The following is a 24835-nucleotide window of genomic DNA, read 5'->3' as shown; positions in this document are numbered from 1 at the left end:
GTTTAAAAAAAACGACTGTGCCAACTTTCGCCAGCCGGAACTTCCCAGTTTTCGTTAAATTCTTCAATGGAATTGACTAAGTTATTGAAAACAATAGTGTTGGCCGTTACTGCTTTCTCTTTGGCCATTCGTTTGAAATCTAGTAACGATTTGTGGGCGATGTGTTCGCCGTTTTTGAACGTAACGTTCATTTTATCCAGTAAATCTACGCCATATTTTTGTTCTAAACTTTGGATAAAGGCCACTGATGAATCAATAGAACAACCAGTGGCTTGTTGTACTTCTTGATTTACGGCAAAAATGATAAATCGGTTGTATTTTAATAAATAAGACGCTTCCAAACCGGTTCCGTGAGCCGACCAATTCTCTACAAACATTTTAATATCACGATCGATTTCGGTCATCTCGTCATCTGAAAATTTGCGATTGGATGGGTAAATCCAAATTTTGGAATCTTCGGGTAAATCTTCAAAGGGAACGTACATGGGAATTGTGAATTACAAATTATAAATTACGAATTATAAATCTTGGGCATTGGCGATTAATTCTGCTATGTCCATAACTTTGACATTGGCTTCTTGTTCTTTGGCTTTGACACCATCAGTCATCATAGTGTTGCAGAACGGACAACCGGCTGCAATGATTTCGGGTTTAGTTTCCAAAGCGTCTTCTGTTCTTTCGATGTTTACCTCTTTATTTCCGGGCTCGGCATCTTTAAACATTTGCGCACCACCGGCACCACAGCATAATCCATTGGCTCGGGAACGTTTCATTTCTACCAATTCGGCATCCAATTTTTGGATTAAATCTCTTGGCGCTTCATAAATATTATTGGCACGACCTAAATAACATGGGTCATGAAAAGTAATTCTTTTGCCTTTAAACTGTCCGCCTTCAATAGTTAATCGCCCTGAATCTAATAACGATTTTAAAAACTCCGTATGGTGAACTACTTCATAAGTTCCGCCCAAATCAGGATATTCATTTTTTAAAGTATTAAAGCAATGCGGGCAAGCCGTGACGATTTTTTTAGCTTCGTAAGCATTCAAAACCTCGATATTCATCATGGCTTGCATTTGAAACAAAAACTCATTCCCTGCTCGTTTTGCCGGATCGCCTGTACAGCTTTCTTCGGTTCCCAAAACGGCAAACTCTACATTGGCACGGTTTAAAATACGCACAAATGCTTTGGTAATTTTCTTTGCTCTGTCATCGAAACTGCCGGCACAACCTACCCAAAATAACACTTCGGGTTGCTTGCCTTGAGCCATCATTTCTGCCATGGTTGGCACGTTTACTACTTCTGACATATTTTAATTTTAGATTTATGATATTAGATATTAAATATTGAAAATTTAATATCTAAAATCTAATATTTAATATTATTCATGGTGCTCGTCATCAAACACTTGAATGGTTACTTCTTTGTCTACCAAATCGGTAAATTTTCCTCTGTATCGGGTGGCTTTTACCAAGTGATTGTCAATCCAGTGGTAGTTACCGCCACGTGGTTTTCCGAAAAGGATTCCATGGTACTTAAAGCCGTGTTGTTTTAACCAAATCTCAGTATATTCTCTGTGCGCTTCAGTTCTTGAGGTAAAGAAAAATATAATGTGTCCTTCGTCGTACCATTTGTTTAAAGTGACTAATGCATCGGGGTAAACCTCTGCGGTCAACATTCTTTCCGGTTCTTCGTTTGGGATATCGTCACAAACGGTTCCGTCAATGTCGATTAAGTAATTTTTAATTCCTTCCGGTAAAATCGGACTTAAATGCTGTCCGTTTTCAGTGATGCTTTGGAGTTTTTTTTCAATGTCTTCCGCTTTCATTTTTTTACTTTTTATAGTGTTTTCAAATTCATTCGACAAATTCCCAAGCCTCACAATTATGAGAATTCATCAGGTTATATAATTTATTTCTCTTTGTTCAATACAATTGCTTCGCCTGTCAGCTAAAGCTTCGAGTCGCGCTATGCGCTCGGATTAATTTTCATCTTTCCAGTTTAATCGGTCTTGTTGGTTGTATTGCCATGGTGCACCATTGTTTTCGATATTGGCCATCATCGCATTTAATGATTGTGGTGCCGCACTTTGCTCCATCACCAAGTACCTTCTCATGTCTATAATAATGGATAGCGGACTGATGTTTACCGGACATTCTTCCACACAAGCATTGCACGATGTACATGCCCAAAGTTCTTCGGCAGTAATGTAATCGTTTAATAAAGATTTATTATCGGGTACAAAAACCCCTTTATTGGCATCGATATTTTTACCTACTTCTTCCAATCGATCACGCGTATCCATCATGATTTTACGAGGTGACAATTTCTTACCAGTTTGATTCGCCGGACAAGAAGAGGTACAACGACCACATTCGGTACAAGTGTAGGCATTTAACAATTGCACCCAATTCAAATCTTGCACATCCGAGGCTCCAAACTTACCCGGTACTGCATTTTCATCCACAGGTTGTGCCGCGAATGGATCGGCATTTGGATCCATCATTAGTTTTACTTCTTTGGTAACACTTTCCAAGTTGTCCAATTTACCCTTGGCATTCAAATCGGCAAAATAGGTATTAGGAAATGCTAAAAGGATGTGTAAGTGTTTTGAATAATATAAATAGTTTAGGAAAATCAAAATTCCGATGATGTGAAACCACCATGCGGCTCTTTCAATAATAATAACAGCTTCCAAGGAAAAAACATCCGGAGAAGGAGCTAAAAATTGTGAAATGATATTTCCCGAATTCATGTCTTGGAATTTCAAGTCGAAAGCATTCATGATTAGAAACAAAGACATCAAGACTACTTCGAAATAAAGTATAGTATCGGCATCTTTCTTAGGCGCACCTTTTAAATCGGAACTGGCGAATCTTTTTAATTGGATTACGTTTCTTCGAATCCAAAAAGCAGCAACAGCTACTAAAACCAATACGGCTAACACTTCAAACGAACCGATTAAAACACCGTAGAATCCGCCTAAAAATGCGAAGACTCTGTGGGTTCCAAACAAACCGTCAATGATAATTTCTAAAACTTCTAAATTGATAATGATGAAACCAACGTAAACGATGATGTGCAAAAAACCGGCGATTGGTCTTTTCACCATTTTAGATTGCCCTAAAGCAATCATGGCCATGTTTTTCCATCGGGCTGAAGGATGATCAGTGCGATTGACATCATGTCCCAAATTGATATTGCGCGTTAGTTCTTTTACATTTTTAGCAAAAAAACCAATTCCTGCAATGAGGATGATAGCAAAAAGTATGTTGTCAATATACATCATGGCTTAGGGTTTTATTTTTTATTGAGGGTATCGTTTATAGGCGCTTTATAAGGTTTGTTTTTCTTCCCAAATAAAGAAACATTAACATATCTTGTTGGGTTCAAACGCAAGTCTTGCAGAAGCAATTCCAATTCTTTGGCACTTTTGGCAAAATTTGTATAGAGTGCATCGTCTTTGGCTAATTTACCTAAAGTCCCTTTGCCTGCTTCCATATCGGCCATGATTTTATCAACGCTAGCCAATGTTTTCTCCAAGTTTCTAACCGTTTGTCCGATATTGGCTTTTGCCAAAGAATCAGACATGGTTTTTAGATTAGCCGATGTTTTGTCAAAATTAGATACTGTTGTAGCTATTTTTGTTTTGTTCTCTGCCAACATTTGATTGACAGTGGTCGAAGCTTGTTTAAATTCGGCTAGAGTAGCGTTTAGGTTTTCTAGGCTGCTTCTTAAATTCTGCTTGGTTTTTTCATCTAAGACTTGGTTGACGTTGACCAACATCGTATTGGCATTTTCCAAAACCTTATCCAGTTTTTCTTTTATAGGCTTGATTTGATTGGAAACTTCTTCGGTTAAACCTAATTTATTGCCTGATTGGAAAAAATCACCTGAAACCGCAATCTCATTGGTTTCTGTATTGGGTAATATAGCAATTTGCTTTCCACCGATTGGTCCCGGAGAATACAATTCGGCTACACTGTTTTTGGGGATTTTATAATCGCCATTGATTTGCAATTCCACTAATGAAGTCCAGTCTTTCTGTAACTCGATTGAATTTACTTTACCCACAACTAATCCGTTGATTACAACCGGTGACGAGGAAGCCAAACCGTCAACATTACTGTATTTCACATAATATTTGTGGTAGTTTGACAACAAGTCTCTCCCTTTTAAGAAACTATACCCCCAAATGAACAATAAAATAGAAGCAATAACTAGGATTGCTGTCTTGATTTCTCTCGTGATTTTCAATGCTATTTGTTTTTTGGCAAAGTTAAAATAAAATACTAAAACTCCTTATTATTATTGCTTTAATGCTTCTTGAACTGAAACTTTTTTTCCGTTTTTGAAGGCGATTACAAAGGCTGATGTATACCCTTTGGCTTTGGCCTCTGCCAATAATTTTTTGGCTTCATCATAGCTTGTGGTTTCGCCATACATATATTTGTACAAAGAACCTTCGCTGGAAACCGAAATATTGTTTAGGCCTTTAAAATTACTGGGTACTGTTTCTAACTTAGTGCCACTGGCAGATAGTTGTACTTTGAACGTGGCAATACCCGTATTTGGAATAACTTCAGGTTTTGGTTCAACTTTTTTAATTTCCGGATTTTTTACCACCGGTTTTGGAGTTGCCTGTGAATCAATTTTTATCGTTTCTATTTTTTGAGATGGTTTAACATCATTTACATCACCCGAACCGTAAAATTCTTTTTTGTAGTTGATAATGGCATTAGCTATCGCTTCGGCATATTCATTTTGTCCTGCCTCTGAGTCTAACTTTGCCCCTTCTGCCGGATTAGAAATAAAGCCCATTTCTATTAATACTCTAGGCATGTAAGCTTTGTGTAACACCATGAATGGCGCTTGTTTTACACCACGACTTTTACTGCTGACATCATCTATGAAATGGCTTTGGATTTTTCCTGCCAAGGAGATACTGTTTTCTAAATATTCTTCTTGCATCACAATTGTTCCCAACATGCTTTCGGGAGATTTTGGATCATATCCTTTATACTTTTGTTGGTAATCTTTCTCCATGGTGATTACTTCATTCTCCTTCTTTGCCGCTTCGAGATTGGACGCATTTTTCGACATACCCATTACATAGGTTTCAGAACCGCAAGCCGCTGCATTTTTATTGGCATTACAGTGTATCGATATGAAAATATTGGCATCGGCTCTGTTGGCTATATTGGCCCGTTCAATTAAATCAACAAAAGTGTCATTTTTTCTGGTGTAAATAACTTCAAAATCGGATTTGTTTTCTAAAATCTTCCCAACTTTAAGCACTACTGCTAAAGCAATTTTCTTCTCAATATGTCCGTTGTAAACGGCGCCGTAATCGTGATCCCCGTGACCGGCATCAAGAGCCACTTTAAACTTTCCCGATTGGGCAAAAGTCAAATTGGAAATAAATAATAAAATCGTACCTACTAACGTAATTCCTTTCATTGGTTTTATCAATTTCAAAATATCTTTATTTTTTTTAATTATTTGAAGGCAGCTGTTTTTCCTCCAACGGTGGTAACAATAAACGAATCCGGAAAACCTTGATTTTTGGCTTCTTCATTTAACTTTTTAGCTTCTTCCAAACTGACAGCACTCCCGTAAAAATACTTGTATAATTTATTTTCCAAGGTAAATGAAATATTTTTAAGCCCTTTAAAATCAGGCGAAGTGGTCTCTCTTTTTTTAGAAGTTGCAAACAATTGGATTTTATACAAACCTTCTTTTACATTAGCAGTTGGGGCAGTTTCTTCTGCTTTGACCGCAATAGGCTCAGCAACTTCCTTTACAACCTTTCTATCCAAATATTTTACATTCTCGTTAGTGTTATATGCCTCATTAAAATACTCCTTTTTGTATTTGATGATGGCTTCGGCAATTTGACTTGCCATTTTATTTTGTCCTTCATCAGAATTCAGAAATTCACCTTCTTCTTTGTTGGATAAAAAACCCAATTCAATTAGGACACTCGGCATGTAAGCGGCATCTAAAACCCATAACGGTTGTTGTTTCACACCTCTTGATTTACGCTCTAAGTTGTTGGTGAAATTATCTTGAATCTTAGTAGCCAAATCAATGCTGCTATTCAAATTTTCTTCCTGCATCATGGTCAAACCAATTAGTGATTCCGGTTTCTTCGGATCAAATCCTTGGTAAGTTTCTTTGTAATTGTCTTCTAATAAAATAACCGAGTTTTCACTTTTGGCTACTTCTAAATTCATATTGGCCCGAGACAATCCCATCACAAAAGTTTCTGTTCCGGATGGCACTTGATTGGTTACCGAATTGCAATGAATAGAAACAAATAAATTTGCATTGGCCTTGTTGGCTACTTTTGGTCGGTTGACCAATTCGATAAAAACATCTGTAGTTCGGGTGTAAATAATCTTTATATCCTTCTCACTTTCTAAAAGTTTGCCAACTTTGAGTGTGGTTTTTAATGCAATTTCTTTTTCAACAAAACCATGATAGGAATTCCCGGGATCTTTCCCGCCATGACCGGCATCGAGTATCACTGTGAATGCTTTACCGTTTTGAGACCATGCCCAACTACAAACGAACAACATCGAAACTATCGAGAAAAGAATGTTCTTATTATTTAATTTCATTTGTAAAAGTTAATTTAAATTAAAACCCGGCGGTCATAAATGTAATATTTACCTATTTTTGAGCGGAAATATTGTTTAAGTTTGCCACGTCAAAAACCAAGCCATATTTCTACAAAAATAGCATTAAACCTTTGCAAAGAAACTTATTTAATATCGTTTTTTTAACAATTTTCCTAACATTGGGAAACGCGAAAACATATTCACAAGACTTACCTCCAAAAAACAATCCTTTTCCCGCTAAAAACCAAGCAGATAGCACTAAAGTCGAGTTAAAAGACTTGACCAAAGTGATTGATTCCACTAAAAAGGACAGCATCAAACCTAAGAAAGCTTTTTTAGATGGTAAAATAAAAAGGAAAGCGGTTGACTATGAAAAATTAGACCAAAAGAAAAAACTCATCACCCTTTACAACAAAGCAGAAGTTTATTATCAAGATATCGAATTAAAATCGGGCATCATTGTAATTGATTACCAAAAAGATGAAATTTACGCAGGTAGAATCAAAGATTCATTAGGAAACCTTACGCAAAGACCGGTTTTTAAACAAGGCGCCAATGTAGTAGAACCGGATTCCATTCGATTTAATACTAAAACTAAAAAAGCTTTAGTATGGAATTCGAGAAGCCAACAAGGGGAAATGAACATCAAAGCGAGGATCACCAAAAAGGAAAACGACTCGGTTTATTTCATGAAAGGCGCTCGTTTTACCACAGCCAAAGACATTGACAATCCGGAATATTATTTCCAAACGGACCGAGTGAAATTAGTTCCCGGTAAAAAAGTAGTGGTTGGCGTAACCAATATGGTGATTGCTGATGTACCTACACCAATTGCTTTGCCATTTGCTTTTTTCCCTATGTCGGACAAGGCGCGTTCAGGCTTAATTATGCCTACTTATAATGACAGTAATACACGTGGTTTTTCGTTACAGAATGGTGGTTACTATTTTGCTTTGAGTGACCATTATGACTTAGCAATTTTAGGCGACTATTTTACCAACGGAAGTTATGGCTTCCGATTTGAGTCCTCTTATGCCAAACGCTATAAATTCTTAGGAAACATCAATGTTCGTTTTGAAAATTTAATCCAAAGCGAAAGAGGTTATCCTGATTATTCGAGAGCCAACAATTACAACATTCAATGGTCACACTCCAAAGACGGAAAATCAAATCCAAACTCAAGATTCTCGGCTTCGGTGAACTTAGGAAGTAGCCAGTATTTCCGCCAATCTTTAAATCAGATGAATGTGAGTTCGGGTTTAAATAACACTTTGAGTTCTTCGATTTCGTATTCAAAAACGTTTAATTCGGTGCCTCAGGTCAACTTGTCTCTAACCGCAACTCATTCACAAAACACCAATACAGAGCAAATCAACATGACTTTGCCTACGTTACAAATGAGCGTGGACAGGATTTTTCCTTTTGCCCCAAAAGACGGAATCAAAAAAGGATTTTTCAAAAACATCAATTTACAGTACAACCTAAGAGGTGAAAACAGAATTCAAACCACGGATTCACTTTTCTTTAAGTCGGAAATGTTTCGCGATGCTAAAGTAGGGTTTCAACACAGCATTCCGTTGAGTACCAACTTTAAAATATTCAAATACTTCAGCGCTACCACTTCGGTAAATTATAATGAAGTTTGGTATTTAAAAACCATACGGAAACAATATGATGCCAACGTTAATGAAGTAGTTGACACTGAAGTACAAGGATTTGATGCTTTTAGAACTTATTCTTTTACAGCCGGTGTTGGAACTACAATATACGGAACCTTTAATTTAGGGGAAACTAAAAAGATACAGGCCATCCGACACGTAATGAGACCAAACATTACATATAGTTATACGCCGAGTTTTGAAAAATATTTCGACACTTATGACCCGGACGGCAGCGGAACCATGGTAAAAGACTACACCCGTTTTGACGGCGGTATTTTTGGCGCTCCCGGAAAAAATATGTCAAACAATGTTGGTTTCAACTTAAGCAATACTTTTGAAGCCAAAGTAACCGACAAAGATTCAACCGCAACTGAACCTAAAAAAGTGATGCTGTTAAACAACTTAAATTTCTCAACCAGTTATGACATTACGGCTGATTCCTTGCGATGGTCTCCAATGCGTGTCAGCGGTGGAACACAGATATTGAATCAAAAGATGAATATTAACTTTGCCGCGACTTTAGATCCGTATGCGATTAACAATGCCGGACGAAGAATTGATACTTGGAATATTGACAACGGAGGAAGTTTGTTTAGAATGACCAGTGCCAATATGACTTTGAACTACTCTTTTTCGAGCAAAGATGGCGATGGTGATGATAAGAAAAACGAGCAGGGCAAACGAAATGGCGGTCGTGAAGATGATTTATTCGGGACCAATACCGATTTGAGTGACCGACGTCAAAGCCAATTCGAGGAAGATGATGGGGAAGAAAAACCACCGACAGAATTTTTCAAATACGAATTGCCTTGGGACATGACTTTGGCCTATTCATTAACTTATTCTAACAATAGTAGGGAACAAGAAATTACCGGAAATTCAATCATGATTTCGATGAATACTGATTTGACGCCTAAATGGAAAATTGGGGTGTCCACCGGATATGACTTTGTTCAAAGAGGTGTTACGTTTACCCAATTCAGATTTGAACGAGATTTGTTGAGTTGGCGTATGGATTTCAACTGGGTACCGTTTGGCGAGAATGCTTATTGGGGATTCTTTATCGGAATCAAATCCGGTGTGTTGAGCGACATCAAATGGGACAGACGTTCGCTTCCGGACAGAACCTTAAGATAATTGTGAATTGTAAATTGTGAATTATGAGTGAGAAAAAAATAATCTTTACAGACAAAGCACCGGCACCGATTGGACCTTATAACCAGGCGGTTTTAGTAGGTAATACTTTATTCACCTCAGGCCAAATTGCTTTGAATCCGAGTACGATGGAATTGGTTTTAGACGATATCGAAACTGAGACCAAACAAGTAATGGAAAACATGAAAGCGGTTTTGGAAGCGGCTGACATGACTTTTGACAACGTGGTAAAAACGACTATTTTCATCATGGATATGGGTGACTTTGCCAGAATTAATGCTGTGTACGGAAGTTACTTTGATGAAAGTACGGCTCCGGCAAGAGAAACGGTACAAGTAGCCGGTTTGCCTAAAGGGGTGAATGTAGAGATTTCGATGACAGCGATTAAATAGCCTACAGTCGCAGTCTCAGTTTACAGATTAAAAATAGATGAATCCTTTATTGTGTATAACAATGAAGGATTTTTTATTTATAGACCTAAACACCAATTGCTTACCTTTACAATTCAACCAAAAACCAGCTTCATGAAAACGATCAAAAGAGTACTTCCGATTTTTATACTGTTGATGGCATTCCTTTGTTTGAGTTGGAATAACCCATCAACTTTAGCTTCAAAAAACTCCATAGTTTTGGTGAAATACAAAACCCAACCCAATAAAAGTGAAGAAGTTATCAATAACTTAACTGCATTGATTGAGGAAGTTAAAAAAGAGCCTCATTTTGTGAGTATCAAACTCCATGTTGACCCCAAAGACCCAACGAATATTTTGCTTTATGAAGAATGGCAAGATGCTGTTTATTACGGAAACGAGCATATGAAAACACCTCATTTACAACAATTCATTACCAATGCCCGAAACTTTTTAGCCGGACCACCGGAGATTTCTTTGTGGCAAGTGGAGAAAGTGTTTTAGCCTTCATTAAGTTAGTTGAAAAACAGAAAACATTCATTAGGTAATAGATAAAGAACTTTTTTGACCCAAAAACCAACTTTACAGCATTTCCAAGCCTTCGCAGCCGTCAAACGAGCTTCGGACTCCCTCAAACGAGCTTCGGACTCACACGAAAAAGCTTCGGATTCTCGCGAACAAGTTTCGGACTCTTGCAGCAATGCTTCGGACTACAGCAAATGGACTTCAGAGTTCCATTTTTGATCTGCTGACCGTTACACCCGAATATCTGACTCCCGAAAAAGAATAACGGAACGATTCAAGAAGGAATTTTTTTATATTTGTTATAGACTTGTTTGATTATGGTATATATCGATGAGTTAGCGGTAATTTTTAACGACACTACATCTTATGAAATTCAGGGTTTTAATTTTTACTTTCTTCTTTCTCTCAATATTAAATTGTAATTCTCAAAAACTAAAATGTTGTAATACCAAAGATGACGTTCAAAGAATACTGAAGGGTAATTGGGTTATAAAAAATAATCATTCAAGTGAAATTTATCAATATTCTTTTGATGGAAAAAACGGTCAAATGAACACATTTGAAAAAGATAAATTTGAAAATGGTAGAATACCACTTAATAATCATTCATCTTTTATAAAATTGAGAAGAGGCTTATTTGGTGGTTTTAAAATAATTTATATTACCCTCTATGGTAGTAGAAAATCAAAAATAAAATACCTAGATAATGAAAAAATGATTCTTGAAACAGATCTAGGAGAATTAATCGAGTATGAGAAGTAAAAATAAAACTACCGCTAACAGCCGTTTGGCGCAATAGCTAGTTTGTCTTTCTTGGAAAATACGCTGAACTTCAGTATTTCTTATTACATTTTTCTTTAACTTACCGCTACTGACGCCAAGCGACGGAACGTTATGAACCACTTTATGAGCGAACAATCAGACAATCAACTTTCGTATTATCCATTGAAATTATGGACTGATTCTATAATTACTATTACAATATTCTTTTTAATAACTTTATTATTCGTTTGGAATAAACATCAACCTTATGGAATTATTTTAGCTTTAATAATTTGGCGTGTTATATGGAATCATTTTTATAATACAGTCAAAAATCTTAGCAGACAGTTGTCAGGGAAACCAGCTATTGAATTAACCGAAGAGTATTTTTATGATCATATCAATGATATCAAAATATACTGGAAAAACATTACGCAAGTTAACTTATGGCAAAGTAGAGGAAGTACATTTGTTTGCTTTGAATTAAAAGATTTGGAAAGTCATGTCAAGCAATCTAAAAGTTTAATTGATAAATTTTTATATAAATTAAAAGTTTATCCGGAAGGTGTTTTTGTAAAGACTGAAATAAGTTTGGTGAAAGGAAAAAATGAAGAGATTTTCGGTAAAATAAACAGGTCTTTACAATATAAATCAACTCATATCAGCAGTTTGTAACTACTGCGCGCTTGGGCTTATCCCGAATTTTCTCCTAAAATTCAAAAAGGAGTTTTATATTTGGAAGCATCAGTAATAAATCGTCAAAGCTGTTGCAAGCTATGGCACTTAATGCACCACAGGAGAAAAATTGTAATGAAAGACACAACAGGATATACATATTTTGCAATTAAAACTGAAAATGAAAACTTTGGTTTACAAGAGTTTGATAAATATTTAACCGTAAAGCCTACTAGTTTCCAGAAAATGTTTGAAAAAGGGAAAGTTCCGGTTTGTACAATTTGGGAATACTCAACTGGCAATTTAACAAATCCATTTTTTTTCGAAGAAATTGAAAAATTGATAATGAAACTTAACAATCATAAAGTTGAATTTTTAAAATTAAAAGCCGAAAATCCAGAGATTAGTTTTGTTTTGGAAGTCGTAATATATTTAGGCGATGAAACTCCTGGATTACATTTTAGTAAAAAGATATTGGAATTTGTAAATACTGTAGGAGGTGTAATTGATTGTGATATATATAATAATAAGTAACTACGTAACATAACAACAATTTACAACTATAGCCCATGAATAACCCATATAACGACAACTATCCAACGTGTGGAGAAACATATGCAACTTTGAGAATTTATAGTAAAAACTCAAATGTTGTGGAAAGGTTGGAAATTAAACCAAGTGATACATCAACCGGAGTAGATTTTAATGGTTACTTTTATTCAACAAAAGAAATATTAGATTCAAAAGACATACGTAGACATATTGATTATTTGATTGAAAAGTTTAGGCCAAAAATTGATATTTTGAAAAAAATTCAATCCGAAGGAAGCCAAATCGATATTTCATGTTATTGGCTTTCCAAAGATGGACATGGTGGCCCAACTTTGTCACCAAATCAACTAACGGAACTTGGAAAATTAAATGTTGATATTTGGTTTGACATTTATAGTGTTTAGCTACGTTTCTAACAGCAGTTTGTAACAACTGCGGAAAGCTAACAGTCATTTTCCGGAACTTAAACAGACAATCCCAATGAACAAAAAAATTATCCTTTTAATTCTAATGTCAACTTTTATCCTGTCCTGTAATGAGCAGGAAAAGAAAACTTCTAAATTTTTAAAAAGATATGACAAAATCAGGCTTGTCTCCTACAATACACATAGAGATGTGTATAGTAGCAAATTTGAACTGAAAATAGAAAAAGATACTATTCGAATTCCAGACATAAACATTATTGATAATGTCGTTTTAGACAAACATTATTCTGAAAAAATAGCGGAAGTTTTACTTTCAACCGAAGAGGAATGCTTGCTGGCTGATTGTTATAATCCAAGACATTTAATTTTATTTTACAAACAGAATAAGATTGTTGATTTTTATGAGTTTTGCGCAGAATGTGGTGGTAGCAGACAATCAAAAAACATTGCTTTTCCGGAACTTTGCACAGATAAAGGTGACAAACTTATAGAGATATTTAAAGAAATGAAATTGAAAAATGATGGTGAAGAAAGTGATACTTATAAATATTTTTAAAAGAAGAACCACCAAAATTCAACACAAACCAAAGCATAAAAAAACCTAACATCGCTGTTAGGTTTTTTACTATTTATTTAAAATGTGATAGGCAATCAGTCCGTCGATTGGTCTTCGGAGTACATTGCCAATTTTGATGTCATATTTGGCCAAAACTTGTTCCAATTCCTCTTTCAAATAAAACGCGATGGAACCTACAAAATGCACCGGTACTTCTCGGCAATTGTCAAACTGCATGATATAGTTTTTGGCAAAAGATTTCAATTCTTTTTTGATGATTTTTTGACAAAAAGGATTGTCTTTGTGCTTGATGATGAACTTAGCAAAAGTGGCTAAGTAAGCATTTGGATTGTCTTCTTTGTACAAATTGGCTTTGATATAATCGGCATCCAAATTGTATTCATCGGCAAACTCTTTTGACAAATCTTCCGGCATATTATTGAAATAATGACCGCGAATTAAATGTCTTCCAAAGCGATTTCCGGAACCGTCATCCATAACGATGTACCCTAAAGACTGTACTTTTTGGTGTAAAACTTTACCATCAAAATAACTACAATTTGAACCGGTTCCCAAAATACAAACAATGGCTTTCTCGTCATTTGGAGTAGTGGCATAAACGGCGGCATAAGTATCTTCATGTACCGAAACCACAGCGTTTCTGAAATATTCTTCAAATACTATGGTCAAGAATTTTTTCATTCTATCGGTGCCACAACCGGCACCATAAAAAAACAAATGGGTTGCTTTGTCTTTGTTGTGCTCAATATCAAACTTTTCGTTAAGTCTTTCAAGTATAGCATCTTTGTCTAATACTTCAGGATTTAATCCTAAAGTTTGAGTGGTGAAAAGCACTTTTCCGTTGTCATCAATCGCAATCCAATCGGCTTTGGTAGAACCACTATCAACTAATAATTTCATAATCAATTAGGAATTACGAATTAGGAATTACGAATTTAAAACTGAGTTCAAATTATAAATCTTAATTCTCTTTATTTTATTGGTTTTATTTCGAGTCGCTCCAAACAATTCAGTTGCGCCTCGATTAGTTTAGTTTTAGGTATAAAAAATCCCGTCACCTACAAAGATAACGGGATTTTTTTATTTATTATTTTAAACCGGCAATATGCACTGATAAATCAATCAATTTGCTGGAATAACCGTATTCATTATCATACCAAGAAACCAATTTGAAGAAGGTAGAATTTAAACCAATCCCGGCTTTAGCATCGACGATTGAAGTTCTTGAATCAGAAACAAAATCTTGAGAAACTACATCATCCTCTGTGTAGCCTAAAATCCCTTTTAGTTCGTTTTCAGAAGCTTTTTTCAATACGGCCATGATTTCTTCATAAGAAGTTTCTTTGGCTACTTTTACAGTCAAATCCACTACTGAAACATCAACTGTAGGGACACGGAAAGACATTCCGGTTAATTTACCGTTCAAGGACGGAATCACTTTTCCAACGGCTTTTGCCGCACCGGTGGAAGAAGGAATAATATTTACGCTGGCAGCACGTCCGCCTCTCCAGTCTTTTCTTGATGGTCCGTCAGCTACCATTTGAGTCGATGTAGAGGCGTGAACCGTAGTCATCAAACCTTCTACAATTCCGAAATTATCGTTGATTACTTTGGCCAAAGGCGCTAAACAATTGGTAGTACAAGAAGCGTTAGAAACAACAGTATCCGTAGCTTTAGCTTCTGTATGATTTACACCCATAACAAACATTGGTGCATCGGCTGAAGGCGCTGAAATTACTACTTTTTTGGCACCGCCATCAATGTGAGCTTTAGCAGTTTCAATTGTGGTGAAGAAACCGGTACATTCGGCTACAATATCTACATCCACATCTTTGTCATCCCATTTGATTAGTTTTGGATCTCTTTCGGCCGTTACTCTGATGAATCGGTCATTAACAAATAATTTACCGTCTTTCACTTCTACTTTTCCATTGAATCGTCCGTGTACTGAATCGTATTTTAATAAATAAGCCAAATGATCTACATCTAATAAATCGTTGATGGCTACAACTTCTACATTATCTCTGTTAAAGGTTTCTCTAAAAACTATTCTTCCAATTCTTCCGAAACCGTTTATTCCTAACTTTACTTTTGACATTTTATTTTATTTAATTTTCTATTTATACTATTGTTGCATTTGTTGGCCCAATAAATTACCGCTGAAGGCAGTATTTTTTTTATGTGGTCATAATATCCGAAACTCTTAATAATTCTCTGTCGATTTCAGAACGACCTTTGATGGCTTGTTCTAACGGAGTTAACGCTACTTTATCGGCTAGTAAACCTACCATAAAATTGCTTTTTCCTTCCAATAAAGATTCCACCGCTTTTACGCCATATCTTGAAGCTAAAACTCGGTCAAAACAAGAGGGTGCGCCACCGCGTTGCATATGACCCAAAACTGAAACTCTAACATCGTATTCCGGTAAATTGGCTTCAACGTAATCTTTTAATTCGAATACATTCTTCCCAATTTTATCGCCTTCGGCTATAACCACTATACTGGATGATTTGCCCGAAGCTTTACTTTTCTTTAAAGAATCTAACAAACGTTCTAAGCCTAAATCTTCTTCAGGAATTAGGATTTCTTCTGCTCCTGCTCCTATTCCGGCGTTTAATGCGATGTGACCTGCATCTCTTCCCATAACCTCTACAAAGAAAAGTCGGTTGTGCGAACTGGCCGTATCACGAATCTTATCGATTACATCTACTACTGTATTCAAAGCGGTATCATAACCCAAAGTGTGACTGGTTCCGAAAATATCATTATCAATAGTCCCTGGAATTCCCATAACCGGAAAATCAAACTCAGCGTTAAACACTTCAGCACCGGTAAAAGAGCCGTCTCCGCCAATCACCACTAGAGCATCAACACCTGAGTTGACTAAGTTTTGGTGGGCTTTTTGTCGGCCTTCAACGGTCATGAATTCTTTTGATCGAGCGGATTTCAAAATTGTTCCGCCTTTGTTTACAATATTGTTTACACTACGCGGTCCCATTTCTTTAAAATCACCTTCAATCATACCTTGATAGCCTCGGTAAATACCGATACACTCAATTTGGTGATAGGCACAAGTTCTGACTACAGATCGAATGGCTGCATTCATACCCGGTGAATCACCTCCGGAGGTTAGCACCCCAATTTTTTTTATGCTTTTAGACATTTTTATCTGATTAAAATGTAAAATTAGCAAAGATGAAGTAGTTTTTTACCCATATTATTAATATATTAATAAAATAGGTGAAATTCAATCGTTTTCGTTGATAAGTTTTTGGTTGTGGTAAATCCGGAAATGGAGTCAGGTCTTAATCTTCGGGAGAAACAGCTTCTTGATTGGCCTTTATATCTGCTTTTTTCTTGTCGTTTTCCGACTCATTTTTGGTTTTCATTTTGATTCCTTCCGGAAACATTTCAGAGTCTTGATCGGCGTGATTTTGGGTTTTAACGCGATCAATTTTGGCGTTTTTAAAAATCTTATTAATCAATTCTTTCATCGTATCAAAATCGACTTCATAAGACATTCCTATCCCTTGAGTGTAGCCAATTCCTTGACCAATGTATGTAATATCGTTTTCTTTATTGAACACTCTTAAATTCAAAGTTCCATCATCATTTACCCTATATTGAACCTCAACATCACCCACGATGGCCGTTTCAGAAATACCGCCAACCGGTACACCTACTTTTCCGTTTACAGTAATTCGGTCATTAATTCGGGAAGAAACAGTAACACCAAACCGGGCATCCGTTTCTTGACCGGTACCATTTCGATCAGAAACTACATATTCGGGAGCTATAGAAATTTTGTCATCGTCTCCGGAAAAAATATCTTTAAAAAGACTACTCGCTTTTTCGAATAAATTGTTAGACAATTGGTTTTGGTTGACACCTTCTTGACTCAAAAAACCACCGGTAGAAAGTAAGTACAATGCTTGTGTTTGCCGCTTGTCTTTATCATCTAATTGGTATTGAATTTCAGATTTTAAGGAACTCCCAACGGTAGGAAAATTGATATTGAAATCGGGTTCCGGATTAGCGAGACTTCCCTTTACTCCAATAACCACCTCAACGTCTACTTTTTTATTGAAAGAAGGATTGTCAATTAAAACTGCCGGATTAGCAGAAGTTTCATAAATTGCTTCCAAGTTGAGTGTTGCAGCCATCGGATCTCCTTGCCAAATAATTGAACTTCCTTTTTTAACCGCAAATTTTTTGTCTATGATTCCACCGTACTTAAAATTATATTCCCCTTCTAAAGCGATAAAATCTCCAAACATTTGAAATTTTCCGGTAGTATTGATTCTGAAAAGCAAAGTTCCATACCCTTTCCCTTTCATTCCATGCCCCGAATTCCGGTCTAAAATCACCTCTATGTCAGCATTTTTGTTGATTTCAAAATTGAAGTCTAATTCTAAACCATTGTATTTTTTATTTTGGGTAATCCTATCATTTCCTTTATTGGCTTTTTCAGCTGGTGTTATAAAATGAATAAAACTATTTTCTTCAACAGATTCTGCTTCATTAATTGGGATTTTAATATCTGTTCCTTGCGCTGATTCTGCGTTTACACTTATCATAAGACCATCTGTTGGGCCTTTAATCGATGCCGAGCCATTCATAAACGCTCTTCCATAATATGCAGCATCTTCTGAATCTTCTGTGTTTAATGCTAAAAGGCGGTCTGTACTTATGGCCAGATCCAACTGCCAATCAGCAAACTGTTTGTGCTTGATAAATCCATTTATTGTTCCTCTGGTATTATACTCGGTATCGGTAATCGTAGTTTCTCTAACAATAAACTTGTTTTCGGTGATATCAACTATTGAATTATTGACAAATTGGTAATCGGTATTTAAATACGGAATTTTCATGCCCGCTTCATTAATGTAAAGGCGTCCATTGTAATCTAAGGCGTTTACATTGCCGTCAATTCGTGCATTACCGGTTGCAAACCCACGAATATTAGTAATCACTTCTCCTCCAATTTTACTTAAAACACCCAAATTAAATTTGTCAAAACTCAAATCTACATCCAATAATGTTTGTCCGTCTACAATTTCTATATTACCATCAGCGCTGAAAGAATCTACATTTTCGTTCTCAAGATTAGAATTCAAGTAAAATTTACGCAGGGTTTCATCGCCTTCAATGTCTAAATTCAAATTTCCTAAGGCAATGCCATTGACCGATAAACTGTCTATTTCCAATTTAGACGTAGGTTGAAAAACGGTATTGGTTTGCTTGAAATTTACTTTTCCGTTCAAATTGCCTTCAAACTTAAATTTTTCAACGTCGGGTGTGACTTTGTTTAAATTGACATTATTAAAGGTGAGTTCTAAATCTTTGTTTTGCTTGCCATTGATCATTCCCATGAAATTAATTTTCTGATTCTCATGAGAAACGACAAAATCTTGAAAAGAAAAATTAGTTAATTTTTTATCGAAGACTACTTTATTACTCTGCTCATTTTCTTCCTCATTTAAAAACCACAAATAATCTTTAAACTGTAATTCCGATTTATCAAAGCCAACTACATTTTTATTTTCATTATTGATGGTATGGTAAAAATTCAAGTTGTAAAAATCAAGTCCTTTGTTACCACCTTTGAATTCTGTCCTAAAACGTAAAGTATCTTTAGAAAAAGTATTAATCATACTAAAATCCCTAACCTTATAATGCTTGGTTTTAATGGAATCCAATTGAACATAGGCATTGTAAAGTGGGTTTTTATTGTCAACCTGAACCAATATATTATCAAACGTATTTTCGTAAGCCGTTATTTTCGGAGAATTGAAATCTAAATGGAAATTCTTAGTGTCAGAACCTATATTGCCTTTCAAAACTGTATTTGGCGCTAAAGTAATGTCGGGATTAAAAATCTCGATAATTTTACTGTTAATAGCAAAATTGAATTTTAAATATTGATTGGGCAAGACTTTATTAGACTTGTAATTGGAATAGAAACTGCCTAGAGAATTTTCTACCATTTTCTGTACTTCATTGAACTTGTATTTTCCAACCACTGAGCCTTGTATAGCATCAGGTGAATTGATGGTAATGTCTCTTTCTCCATTGAGCCCAAAACTTGAATTGACTTCCAAATAATCTAAAAAATAAATGTCTTTTTTATTTTGATAAGAGGCATTGGTCAGCACCAAATTTCCTTTCAGATTGTCTAATGAACTTCCTTTGGCATTGACCACTACATCTCCTTTGAACACCGCAATAGAGTCTTTGATAAAGTTGAGTTTGTCAAGATTTGCATAGTCTATTTCAGAATGAAAATCATAAATACTTTCCCTTTCTGTCAAATCAACTGTGCCCTCAAAATCCATGAATAAATTGGGATCATTTACATTAACTTTTCCTTTAAAAATAGGTTGTTTAAACGAGCCGTCTACTATAATTTTTGTGTAATTGTAACCATTGTAATTTACTTGGAAAACATCTCCAACAAAAGAGGTATTTAAGTATTTTTGTGTAAATCCTTTTCCGTCGATGGCTAAGTCAAGACTAACTTTTCCGATACTTTTATCGTTAATCAAATTACCAACATCAAAATTATCTAAAATCACATAGCCATTATACTTTGCATTGTCAATATTGTTGAGAGCAGACATATGCAATTCAGATTCTACTAATCCCAAAGCGGTATTCATTACAAAATCGGCGTTGATATATTTTTGTGTTACTTCAGCCGTTCCGACAAATTGAAATTGTCCTAATTTTTGCAAAGAAGTGGGTAATTTTTTGCCTAGAATGTTCGGTAAAAGTTTTGTCAAATCGTTGTAATTGGAAGAAATTTTATCAAAATCACCTTTCATGTAAAATGCGCCGGGCGCACGAGGAAACAGGTTTTTAAAATTAACATCGCCTTTGATAATACTATTTTTACGGTCTTGCAAATACAAATCAGTAGCATAAAAATTATTCAGAGTACCTTTGATTTTGGCATTCAAATAGAACTTTTGATTCTTGTCTAATTCTTTGTAAAAATATCGGATATCATTGGTTGACAAAGTAGCACTATCGATGGCAACTTCAAACTTAACTTTATTATTAAAATCACTAAAATCTTTATTGTCTCTATTGTACTTGAGTATAATTTGTCCGTTTAAATACGATTCAGGGGTTCTTACTTGGAGTTTCTCCAACCGGATATTTTTCTTGGTGTAAGTAAAATTAGCCAATAAATTATCTATGGTTGCCCCGCGATGGTCATGAAAGTTCATCTTGGTGATATTGGCAGTCACATCAGGTCCTTTAATTTTAAAATCCTTTAAATGAGCATTTAACTTGGTAAAATCAACATCCTTAGGATTGGCGCGATTTTCGTCAATCATCATAAACCGACTGTCCTTCAAGTAAATGTTTTTGGAAGTCATTAAAAATTTTCCACTGCTCTTTTTTCCGTCATCGAAAGCAGCCACAAACAAATCCAGATTAGTATCTCGTTCTTTTTTATAAGTTTTAATCTGAAGATAAAATTGATCAAACTCTAAATCTCCGAAAAGTAATTTACCATTAATCAACTTATTCATATCCAGAATACTGGTCTTAATTCGTTTAGAATAAATCAAAGTATCGTTGTGATGGTCTAAAACAAGTACGGTTTTTAACTTAACTCCACCAAAAAAAGTAATAGCTACTTGCTCTATATTGATGTTAGTTCCATAATCTTCATTGATTGTATTGGTGGCGTAACGGGCAATTTTGGTTTGTACATAAGGCAGTGACAAGGCAATAACCGTCAATAACAAAAGTAATAGCAGCACAGCAATGGTGCGTAAAACAATCTTTCTGACTTTCTTTAACTTGCTATCTTTTTTATTTTTTTCCAAATGGTGTTTGACTTAGGAAAGAAAATTACCTTTGCAAAAAATCTTTATTTTTGATTTTTTGTAGGCTTGTCAAATATAAATCAAAATTTGTGCCCTTTATGCATACTGAAAAAGTTTTTATTCTGGCGATTGAAAGTTCTTGTGACGATACAGCGGCGGCTGTTTTGTGTGGTGACAAAGTACTTTCCAATGTGGTTGCCCGACAAAACATCCATGAAGAATATGGCGGTGTTGTTCCGGAATTGGCTTCACGGGCACACCAGCAAAATATTGTACCGGTAATTGATGTCGCCTTAAAGAAAGCCAATGTTGCAAAAGAACAGCTCTCAGCCATTGCTTTTACTCAAGGTCCGGGCTTGATGGGTTCGCTTTTAGTAGGTGCTTCTTTTGCCAAATCTTTATCGATGGCCTTGAATATTCCACTGATTGCTGTGAATCACATGCATGCACACATTTTGGCTCATTTTATAGACGAGGAAGGTTTTGACAAACCAACCTTTCCGTTTTTAGCGCTTACTATTTCAGGTGGACATACCCAAATTGTAAAAGTAAATGACTTTTTTAACATGGAAATCATTGGCGAAACCACTGATGATGCTGTTGGCGAAGCTTTTGACAAAACCGCTAAAATATTAGGTTTACCCTATCCGGGCGGACCATTAATTGACCAATTTGCCAAAGAAGGCAACCCGAAAAAATTTCCGTTTACCAAACCAAAAGTTGAAGGATTGGACTTTAGCTTCTCCGGTTTGAAAACACAAATTCTTTATTTTATTCAGAAAAATGTGTTGATCAATCCCCATTTTATTGAAGAAAACAAACATGATATTTGTGCTTCTGTTCAAAATGTTATTATCGAAATTTTGATGAACAAATTGAAATTGGCTGTAGCCGAAACCGGAATCAAGCAAATTGCTATTGGCGGTGGTGTTTCGGCGAATTCGGGCATTAGAACTACTTTGAAAGCAGCCGAAGGAAAATACGGCTGGAAAACCTTTATCCCAAAATTTGAATATACTACCGACAATGCGGCGATGATTGGCATCGTGGGTTACCAAAAATATTTACACGACAAATTCACCGATTCGACTGTCGTTTCTAAAGCACGTATTGAATTTTAAACCATGCAATTATTCTACAATCCATCGATTAATGAAACCGCTACTTCTTTTGTTTTTGACAAAGAAGAAAGCAAGCACATCATAAAAGTATTGCGCAAAAAAGAAGGTGATGTCTTGTATGTCACGAATGGATTAGGATTTTTATTCACTACTGAAATTACTATTGCATCCGATACTAAATGTACGGTCAAAATCAATGCATTGGAACAACAAGAAAAACCGAAATTTCATTTGCATTTGGCCGTGGCTCCAACCAAAATGAACGAACGTTATGAATGGTTTTTGGAAAAAGCCACCGAAATCGGCCTTCAAGAAATCACACCAGTTATTTGCGAACACTCGGAGCGAAAAGTAATTAAAACCGATAGGTTTCAGAAAATATTGGAAAGCGCCATGAAGCAATCTTTGCATTATTATTTGCCTAAACTTAACGAACCAATCTCGTTCAAAGACTTTTTAAAAAAGGAAAATAAAGGTCAAAAATTCATAGCCCATTGCGAGGAAACCGACAAAAAATCCTTGAAAAACGAATTAAAAACCAATGAAGATGTCACTATTTTAATTGGTCCGGAAGGCGATTTTTCTGTTAAAGAAATCCAATTGGCACTTGAGCATAACTATATTCCTGTATCTTTGGGACAAACCCGTTTGAGAACTGAGACTGCTGCGATAGTGGCCTGTCATTCGGTGGTGTTTAAAAATGAAGATAATTGACAACTAATGATTTTTAGTTTATGAAAAAACTTTTTTTCCTTTTTCTATTGATAACTTCAATTGGTTTTTCCCAAGAAATTGCTTTGCTAAAATACAATGGTGGTGGCGATTGGTATGCTAATCCTACTTCTTTGCCCAATTTGATAAAATACGCCAATCAAAACATCAATACAAACATTAAGGCCAAACCGGCGACTGTTGAACCCGGTAGTCCTGATATTTTTGGTTATCCTTTTGTGCACATGACCGGTCATGGTAATGTAGTTTTTAGCGATGCTGAAATTGTAAACTTAAGAAACTATCTTCTTTCCGGTGGATTTTTACATGCTGATGATAATTACGGCATGGACCAATATATTCGCCGAGAAATCAAAAGAATATTTCCAAACAATGATTTGGTTGAAATTCCGGCCAGTCATACTATTTTTCAAAAACCAAATGTGTTTGCTACAGGCTTGCCTAAAATTCACGAACACGACAACAAACGACCGCAAGCCTTTGGGATTTTCATAGAGAACCGATTGGTATTACTCTACACTTACGAATGTGACTTAGGTGATGGTTGGGAAGATCCTGAAGTACACAACAATCCAAAAGAAGTGCGTGAGAAAGCCTTAAAAATGGGTTCAAACATTTTAAATTACATTTTCAATAATTAATTTTTGTAATTCATTTCTTATATTAAATTCGATTTGAAATGAAGAATCTGCAAAATTGTTGCTGTTCATCGATTTGTTCAAAACTTATTTTGCTTTTTTTTCATATTAACTAGTTATTCTATAAAATTGCAGTAACTATTTAACCAAATAATTATATAAAAATGAAAAAAACCTGTTTATCATTAGCAGCTTTGCTAATGTTGTTCTCTTGTCAAGTGGATGAAAAATCTACCAACTCAGAAGCTCGAGTATCTAAAAGATCTTGTCACACTCAAGAAGTTTTTGAAAGACAATTACAAGAAAATCCTGAATTGGCAGCTAAAATGAATCAGATTGAAGCTTTTACCGAAAATGCAATACTTAACCAAAGTCGTTTGGTTAACGGAAGTATTGAAATTCCGGTTGTCGTTAATGTATTGTACAGAACGGCTGCTGAAAACATTTCTTTGGCTCAAATTCAATCTCAGATTGATGTTTTAAATGCCGATTTTAATGCTTCAAATTCTGATTACAACTTAGTGCCTTCCATTTTTTCGGGAGTAAAAGCAAATGTTGGAATCACTTTCGTTTTAGACCAAGTAATCAGAAAATCGACTACCAAAACATCATGGGGAACCAGAGATGCCATGAAAAAAACCAAGAGTGGTGGTCTTAACCCAACTTCTCCAACTACTAAATTAAACCTTTGGGTTTGTACTATTGGTGGTGGAATCTTAGGTTATGCTCAATTCCCTGGAGGTTCATCTGCTACTGACGGAGTTGTGGTTGATTCAAAATATGTAGGCGTTACCAGCAATACCGGACCATCTTATCCATACAACTTAGGTAGAACAGCTACTCACGAAGTAGGTCACTGGTTAAACTTACGTCACATTTGGGGTGATACTACTTGCGGAAGCGATTTAGTAGCGGATACTCCAACGCACAACACGGCTAACTATGGTGTTCCGGCTTATCCTCATTACAGTACTTGTTCAGGAACTCCGATAGAAATGACTATGAATTACATGGACTACACTGACGACAGAGGTATGTATATGTTTACCACAGGTCAAAAAACCAGAATGGATGCACTATTCCTTTCAGGTGGTGCAAGATTCTCTTTTGCTCAGCCATAATAATTGTTTATATAA

23 protein-coding genes are annotated in these 24835 nt (G+C 35.7%); 12 read left to right on the top strand and 11 right to left on the bottom strand.

Annotation, left to right across the window (positions count from 1 at the left end; translation table 11 throughout):
- Positions 1-2: 2 nt before the first annotated feature.
- The 7 genes from ICG50_RS10250 to ICG50_RS10220 all read right to left on the bottom strand — a co-directional run bounded on the left by ICG50_RS10250 (position 3) and on the right by ICG50_RS10220 (position 6624).
- Positions 3-485, bottom strand: coding sequence for an ABC transporter ATPase (locus ICG50_RS10250; protein ID WP_187660822.1), 483 nt, complete (start codon positions 483-485; stop codon positions 3-5).
- A gap of 33 nt (positions 486-518) precedes the next feature.
- Positions 519-1310, bottom strand: coding sequence for a (Fe-S)-binding protein (locus tag ICG50_RS10245; protein ID WP_187660821.1), 792 nt, complete (start codon positions 1308-1310; stop codon positions 519-521).
- Positions 1311-1382: 72 nt separating this feature from the next.
- On the bottom strand, positions 1383-1829 hold the full coding sequence (locus ICG50_RS10240) for an LNS2 domain-containing protein (RefSeq protein WP_187660820.1): 447 nt from the start codon (positions 1827-1829) through the stop codon (positions 1383-1385).
- Between the two features lie 153 nt (positions 1830-1982).
- Positions 1983-3290 (bottom strand): 4Fe-4S dicluster domain-containing protein, encoded by a 1308-nt coding sequence (locus ICG50_RS10235; RefSeq protein WP_187660819.1) that lies wholly within the window; start codon positions 3288-3290, stop codon positions 1983-1985.
- Positions 3291-3301: 11 nt separating this feature from the next.
- The gene (locus ICG50_RS10230) at positions 3302-4258 is read right to left on the bottom strand and encodes an MlaD family protein (protein WP_187660818.1); all 957 of its coding nucleotides are present in this window, start codon (positions 4256-4258) and stop codon (positions 3302-3304) included.
- 51 nt (positions 4259-4309) lie between these two features.
- Entirely contained in the window at positions 4310-5461 is a 1152-nt protein-coding gene (locus tag ICG50_RS10225) for an N-acetylmuramoyl-L-alanine amidase family protein (protein ID WP_187660817.1), read from the bottom strand.
- A gap of 38 nt (positions 5462-5499) precedes the next feature.
- The gene (locus tag ICG50_RS10220; RefSeq protein ID WP_187660816.1) at positions 5500-6624 is read right to left on the bottom strand and encodes an N-acetylmuramoyl-L-alanine amidase family protein; all 1125 of its coding nucleotides are present in this window, start codon (positions 6622-6624) and stop codon (positions 5500-5502) included.
- A 131-nt stretch (positions 6625-6755) separates the two neighbouring features.
- Between ICG50_RS10220 and ICG50_RS10215 the strand changes: the two genes are divergently transcribed.
- From ICG50_RS10215 to ICG50_RS10180, 8 genes are all read left to right on the top strand, one after another.
- Entirely contained in the window at positions 6756-9422 is a 2667-nt protein-coding gene (locus tag ICG50_RS10215; RefSeq protein WP_222940185.1) for a putative LPS assembly protein LptD, read from the top strand.
- Positions 9423-9445: 23 nt separating this feature from the next.
- Positions 9446-9832, top strand: coding sequence for a RidA family protein (locus ICG50_RS10210; protein ID WP_187660814.1), 387 nt, complete (start codon positions 9446-9448; stop codon positions 9830-9832).
- 132 nt (positions 9833-9964) lie between these two features.
- A complete protein-coding gene (locus ICG50_RS10205) occupies positions 9965-10354 on the top strand; it encodes a putative quinol monooxygenase (protein WP_187660813.1) in 390 nt (129 codons plus the stop codon).
- Between the two features lie 570 nt (positions 10355-10924).
- Positions 10925-11137 (top strand): hypothetical protein, encoded by a 213-nt coding sequence (locus tag ICG50_RS13120; RefSeq protein ID WP_222940183.1) that lies wholly within the window; start codon positions 10925-10927, stop codon positions 11135-11137.
- Positions 11138-11281: 144 nt separating this feature from the next.
- On the top strand, positions 11282-11812 hold the full coding sequence (locus ICG50_RS10195; protein WP_187660811.1) for a hypothetical protein: 531 nt from the start codon (positions 11282-11284) through the stop codon (positions 11810-11812).
- 135 nt (positions 11813-11947) lie between these two features.
- Positions 11948-12346, top strand: a complete 399-nt coding sequence (locus ICG50_RS10190; protein WP_187660810.1) for a DUF4279 domain-containing protein — start codon at positions 11948-11950, stop codon at positions 12344-12346.
- 35 nt (positions 12347-12381) lie between these two features.
- A complete protein-coding gene (locus ICG50_RS10185; protein WP_187660809.1) occupies positions 12382-12768 on the top strand; it encodes a DUF4279 domain-containing protein in 387 nt (128 codons plus the stop codon).
- Between the two features lie 76 nt (positions 12769-12844).
- A complete protein-coding gene (locus ICG50_RS10180) occupies positions 12845-13345 on the top strand; it encodes a hypothetical protein (RefSeq protein ID WP_187660808.1) in 501 nt (166 codons plus the stop codon).
- Between the two features lie 69 nt (positions 13346-13414).
- On the opposite strand, the gene ICG50_RS10175 is transcribed toward ICG50_RS10180, so the two are convergent.
- The 4 genes from ICG50_RS10175 to ICG50_RS10160 form a co-directional block, all read right to left on the bottom strand.
- Entirely contained in the window at positions 13415-14266 is an 852-nt protein-coding gene (locus ICG50_RS10175; protein ID WP_187660807.1) for a BadF/BadG/BcrA/BcrD ATPase family protein, read from the bottom strand.
- Positions 14267-14453: 187 nt separating this feature from the next.
- Positions 14454-15464, bottom strand: coding sequence for a type I glyceraldehyde-3-phosphate dehydrogenase (gap, locus tag ICG50_RS10170; protein WP_187660806.1), 1011 nt, complete (start codon positions 15462-15464; stop codon positions 14454-14456).
- Positions 15465-15543: 79 nt separating this feature from the next.
- Complete coding sequence (gene pfkA / locus ICG50_RS10165; protein ID WP_187660805.1) at positions 15544-16530, bottom strand: 6-phosphofructokinase; 987 nt, start codon at positions 16528-16530, stop codon at positions 15544-15546.
- A gap of 142 nt (positions 16531-16672) precedes the next feature.
- Positions 16673-21208, bottom strand: coding sequence for a translocation/assembly module TamB domain-containing protein (locus tag ICG50_RS10160; protein ID WP_246448737.1), 4536 nt, complete (start codon positions 21206-21208; stop codon positions 16673-16675).
- Between the two features lie 98 nt (positions 21209-21306).
- Between ICG50_RS10160 and tsaD the strand changes: the two genes are divergently transcribed.
- From tsaD to ICG50_RS10140, 4 genes are all read left to right on the top strand, one after another.
- On the top strand, positions 21307-22329 hold the full coding sequence (gene tsaD / locus ICG50_RS10155; protein WP_187660804.1) for a tRNA (adenosine(37)-N6)-threonylcarbamoyltransferase complex transferase subunit TsaD: 1023 nt from the start codon (positions 21307-21309) through the stop codon (positions 22327-22329).
- A gap of 3 nt (positions 22330-22332) precedes the next feature.
- The gene (locus ICG50_RS10150; protein ID WP_187660803.1) at positions 22333-23043 is read left to right on the top strand and encodes a 16S rRNA (uracil(1498)-N(3))-methyltransferase; all 711 of its coding nucleotides are present in this window, start codon (positions 22333-22335) and stop codon (positions 23041-23043) included.
- Positions 23044-23063: 20 nt separating this feature from the next.
- Positions 23064-23702, top strand: a complete 639-nt coding sequence (locus tag ICG50_RS10145) for a DUF4159 domain-containing protein (protein WP_187660802.1) — start codon at positions 23064-23066, stop codon at positions 23700-23702.
- Between the two features lie 161 nt (positions 23703-23863).
- Positions 23864-24820, top strand: coding sequence for a zinc metalloprotease (locus ICG50_RS10140; RefSeq protein ID WP_187660801.1), 957 nt, complete (start codon positions 23864-23866; stop codon positions 24818-24820).
- The last annotated feature ends 15 nt before the right edge of the window (positions 24821-24835 follow it).

The organism is Flavobacterium buctense, assembly GCF_014486695.1.
Taxonomy (GTDB): domain Bacteria; phylum Bacteroidota; class Bacteroidia; order Flavobacteriales; family Flavobacteriaceae; genus Flavobacterium; species Flavobacterium buctense.
This window is presented reverse-complemented; position numbering and strand designations above follow the sequence as displayed.

Coding starts and splice junctions, on each gene's coding strand:
- ICG50_RS10250 (WP_187660822.1), bottom strand. CDS start 485: ATGTACGTTCCCTTTGAAGATTTACCCGAAGATTCCAAAATTTGGATT.
- ICG50_RS10245 (WP_187660821.1), bottom strand. CDS start 1,310: ATGTCAGAAGTAGTAAACGTGCCAACCATGGCAGAAATGATGGCTCAA.
- ICG50_RS10240 (WP_187660820.1), bottom strand. CDS start 1,829: ATGAAAGCGGAAGACATTGAAAAAAAACTCCAAAGCATCACTGAAAAC.
- ICG50_RS10235 (WP_187660819.1), bottom strand. CDS start 3,290: ATGATGTATATTGACAACATACTTTTTGCTATCATCCTCATTGCAGGA.
- ICG50_RS10225 (WP_187660817.1), bottom strand. CDS start 5,461: ATGAAAGGAATTACGTTAGTAGGTACGATTTTATTATTTATTTCCAAT.
- ICG50_RS10220 (WP_187660816.1), bottom strand. CDS start 6,624: ATGAAATTAAATAATAAGAACATTCTTTTCTCGATAGTTTCGATGTTG.
- ICG50_RS10210 (WP_187660814.1), top strand. CDS start 9,446: ATGAGTGAGAAAAAAATAATCTTTACAGACAAAGCACCGGCACCGATT.
- ICG50_RS10205 (WP_187660813.1), top strand. CDS start 9,965: ATGAAAACGATCAAAAGAGTACTTCCGATTTTTATACTGTTGATGGCA.
- ICG50_RS13120 (WP_222940183.1), top strand. CDS start 10,925: ATGAACACATTTGAAAAAGATAAATTTGAAAATGGTAGAATACCACTT.
- ICG50_RS10195 (WP_187660811.1), top strand. CDS start 11,282: ATGAGCGAACAATCAGACAATCAACTTTCGTATTATCCATTGAAATTA.
- ICG50_RS10190 (WP_187660810.1), top strand. CDS start 11,948: ATGAAAGACACAACAGGATATACATATTTTGCAATTAAAACTGAAAAT.
- ICG50_RS10185 (WP_187660809.1), top strand. CDS start 12,382: ATGAATAACCCATATAACGACAACTATCCAACGTGTGGAGAAACATAT.
- ICG50_RS10180 (WP_187660808.1), top strand. CDS start 12,845: ATGAACAAAAAAATTATCCTTTTAATTCTAATGTCAACTTTTATCCTG.
- ICG50_RS10175 (WP_187660807.1), bottom strand. CDS start 14,266: ATGAAATTATTAGTTGATAGTGGTTCTACCAAAGCCGATTGGATTGCG.
- gap (WP_187660806.1), bottom strand. CDS start 15,464: ATGTCAAAAGTAAAGTTAGGAATAAACGGTTTCGGAAGAATTGGAAGA.
- pfkA (WP_187660805.1), bottom strand. CDS start 16,530: ATGTCTAAAAGCATAAAAAAAATTGGGGTGCTAACCTCCGGAGGTGAT.
- tsaD (WP_187660804.1), top strand. CDS start 21,307: ATGCATACTGAAAAAGTTTTTATTCTGGCGATTGAAAGTTCTTGTGAC.
- ICG50_RS10150 (WP_187660803.1), top strand. CDS start 22,333: ATGCAATTATTCTACAATCCATCGATTAATGAAACCGCTACTTCTTTT.
- ICG50_RS10145 (WP_187660802.1), top strand. CDS start 23,064: ATGAAAAAACTTTTTTTCCTTTTTCTATTGATAACTTCAATTGGTTTT.
- ICG50_RS10140 (WP_187660801.1), top strand. CDS start 23,864: ATGAAAAAAACCTGTTTATCATTAGCAGCTTTGCTAATGTTGTTCTCT.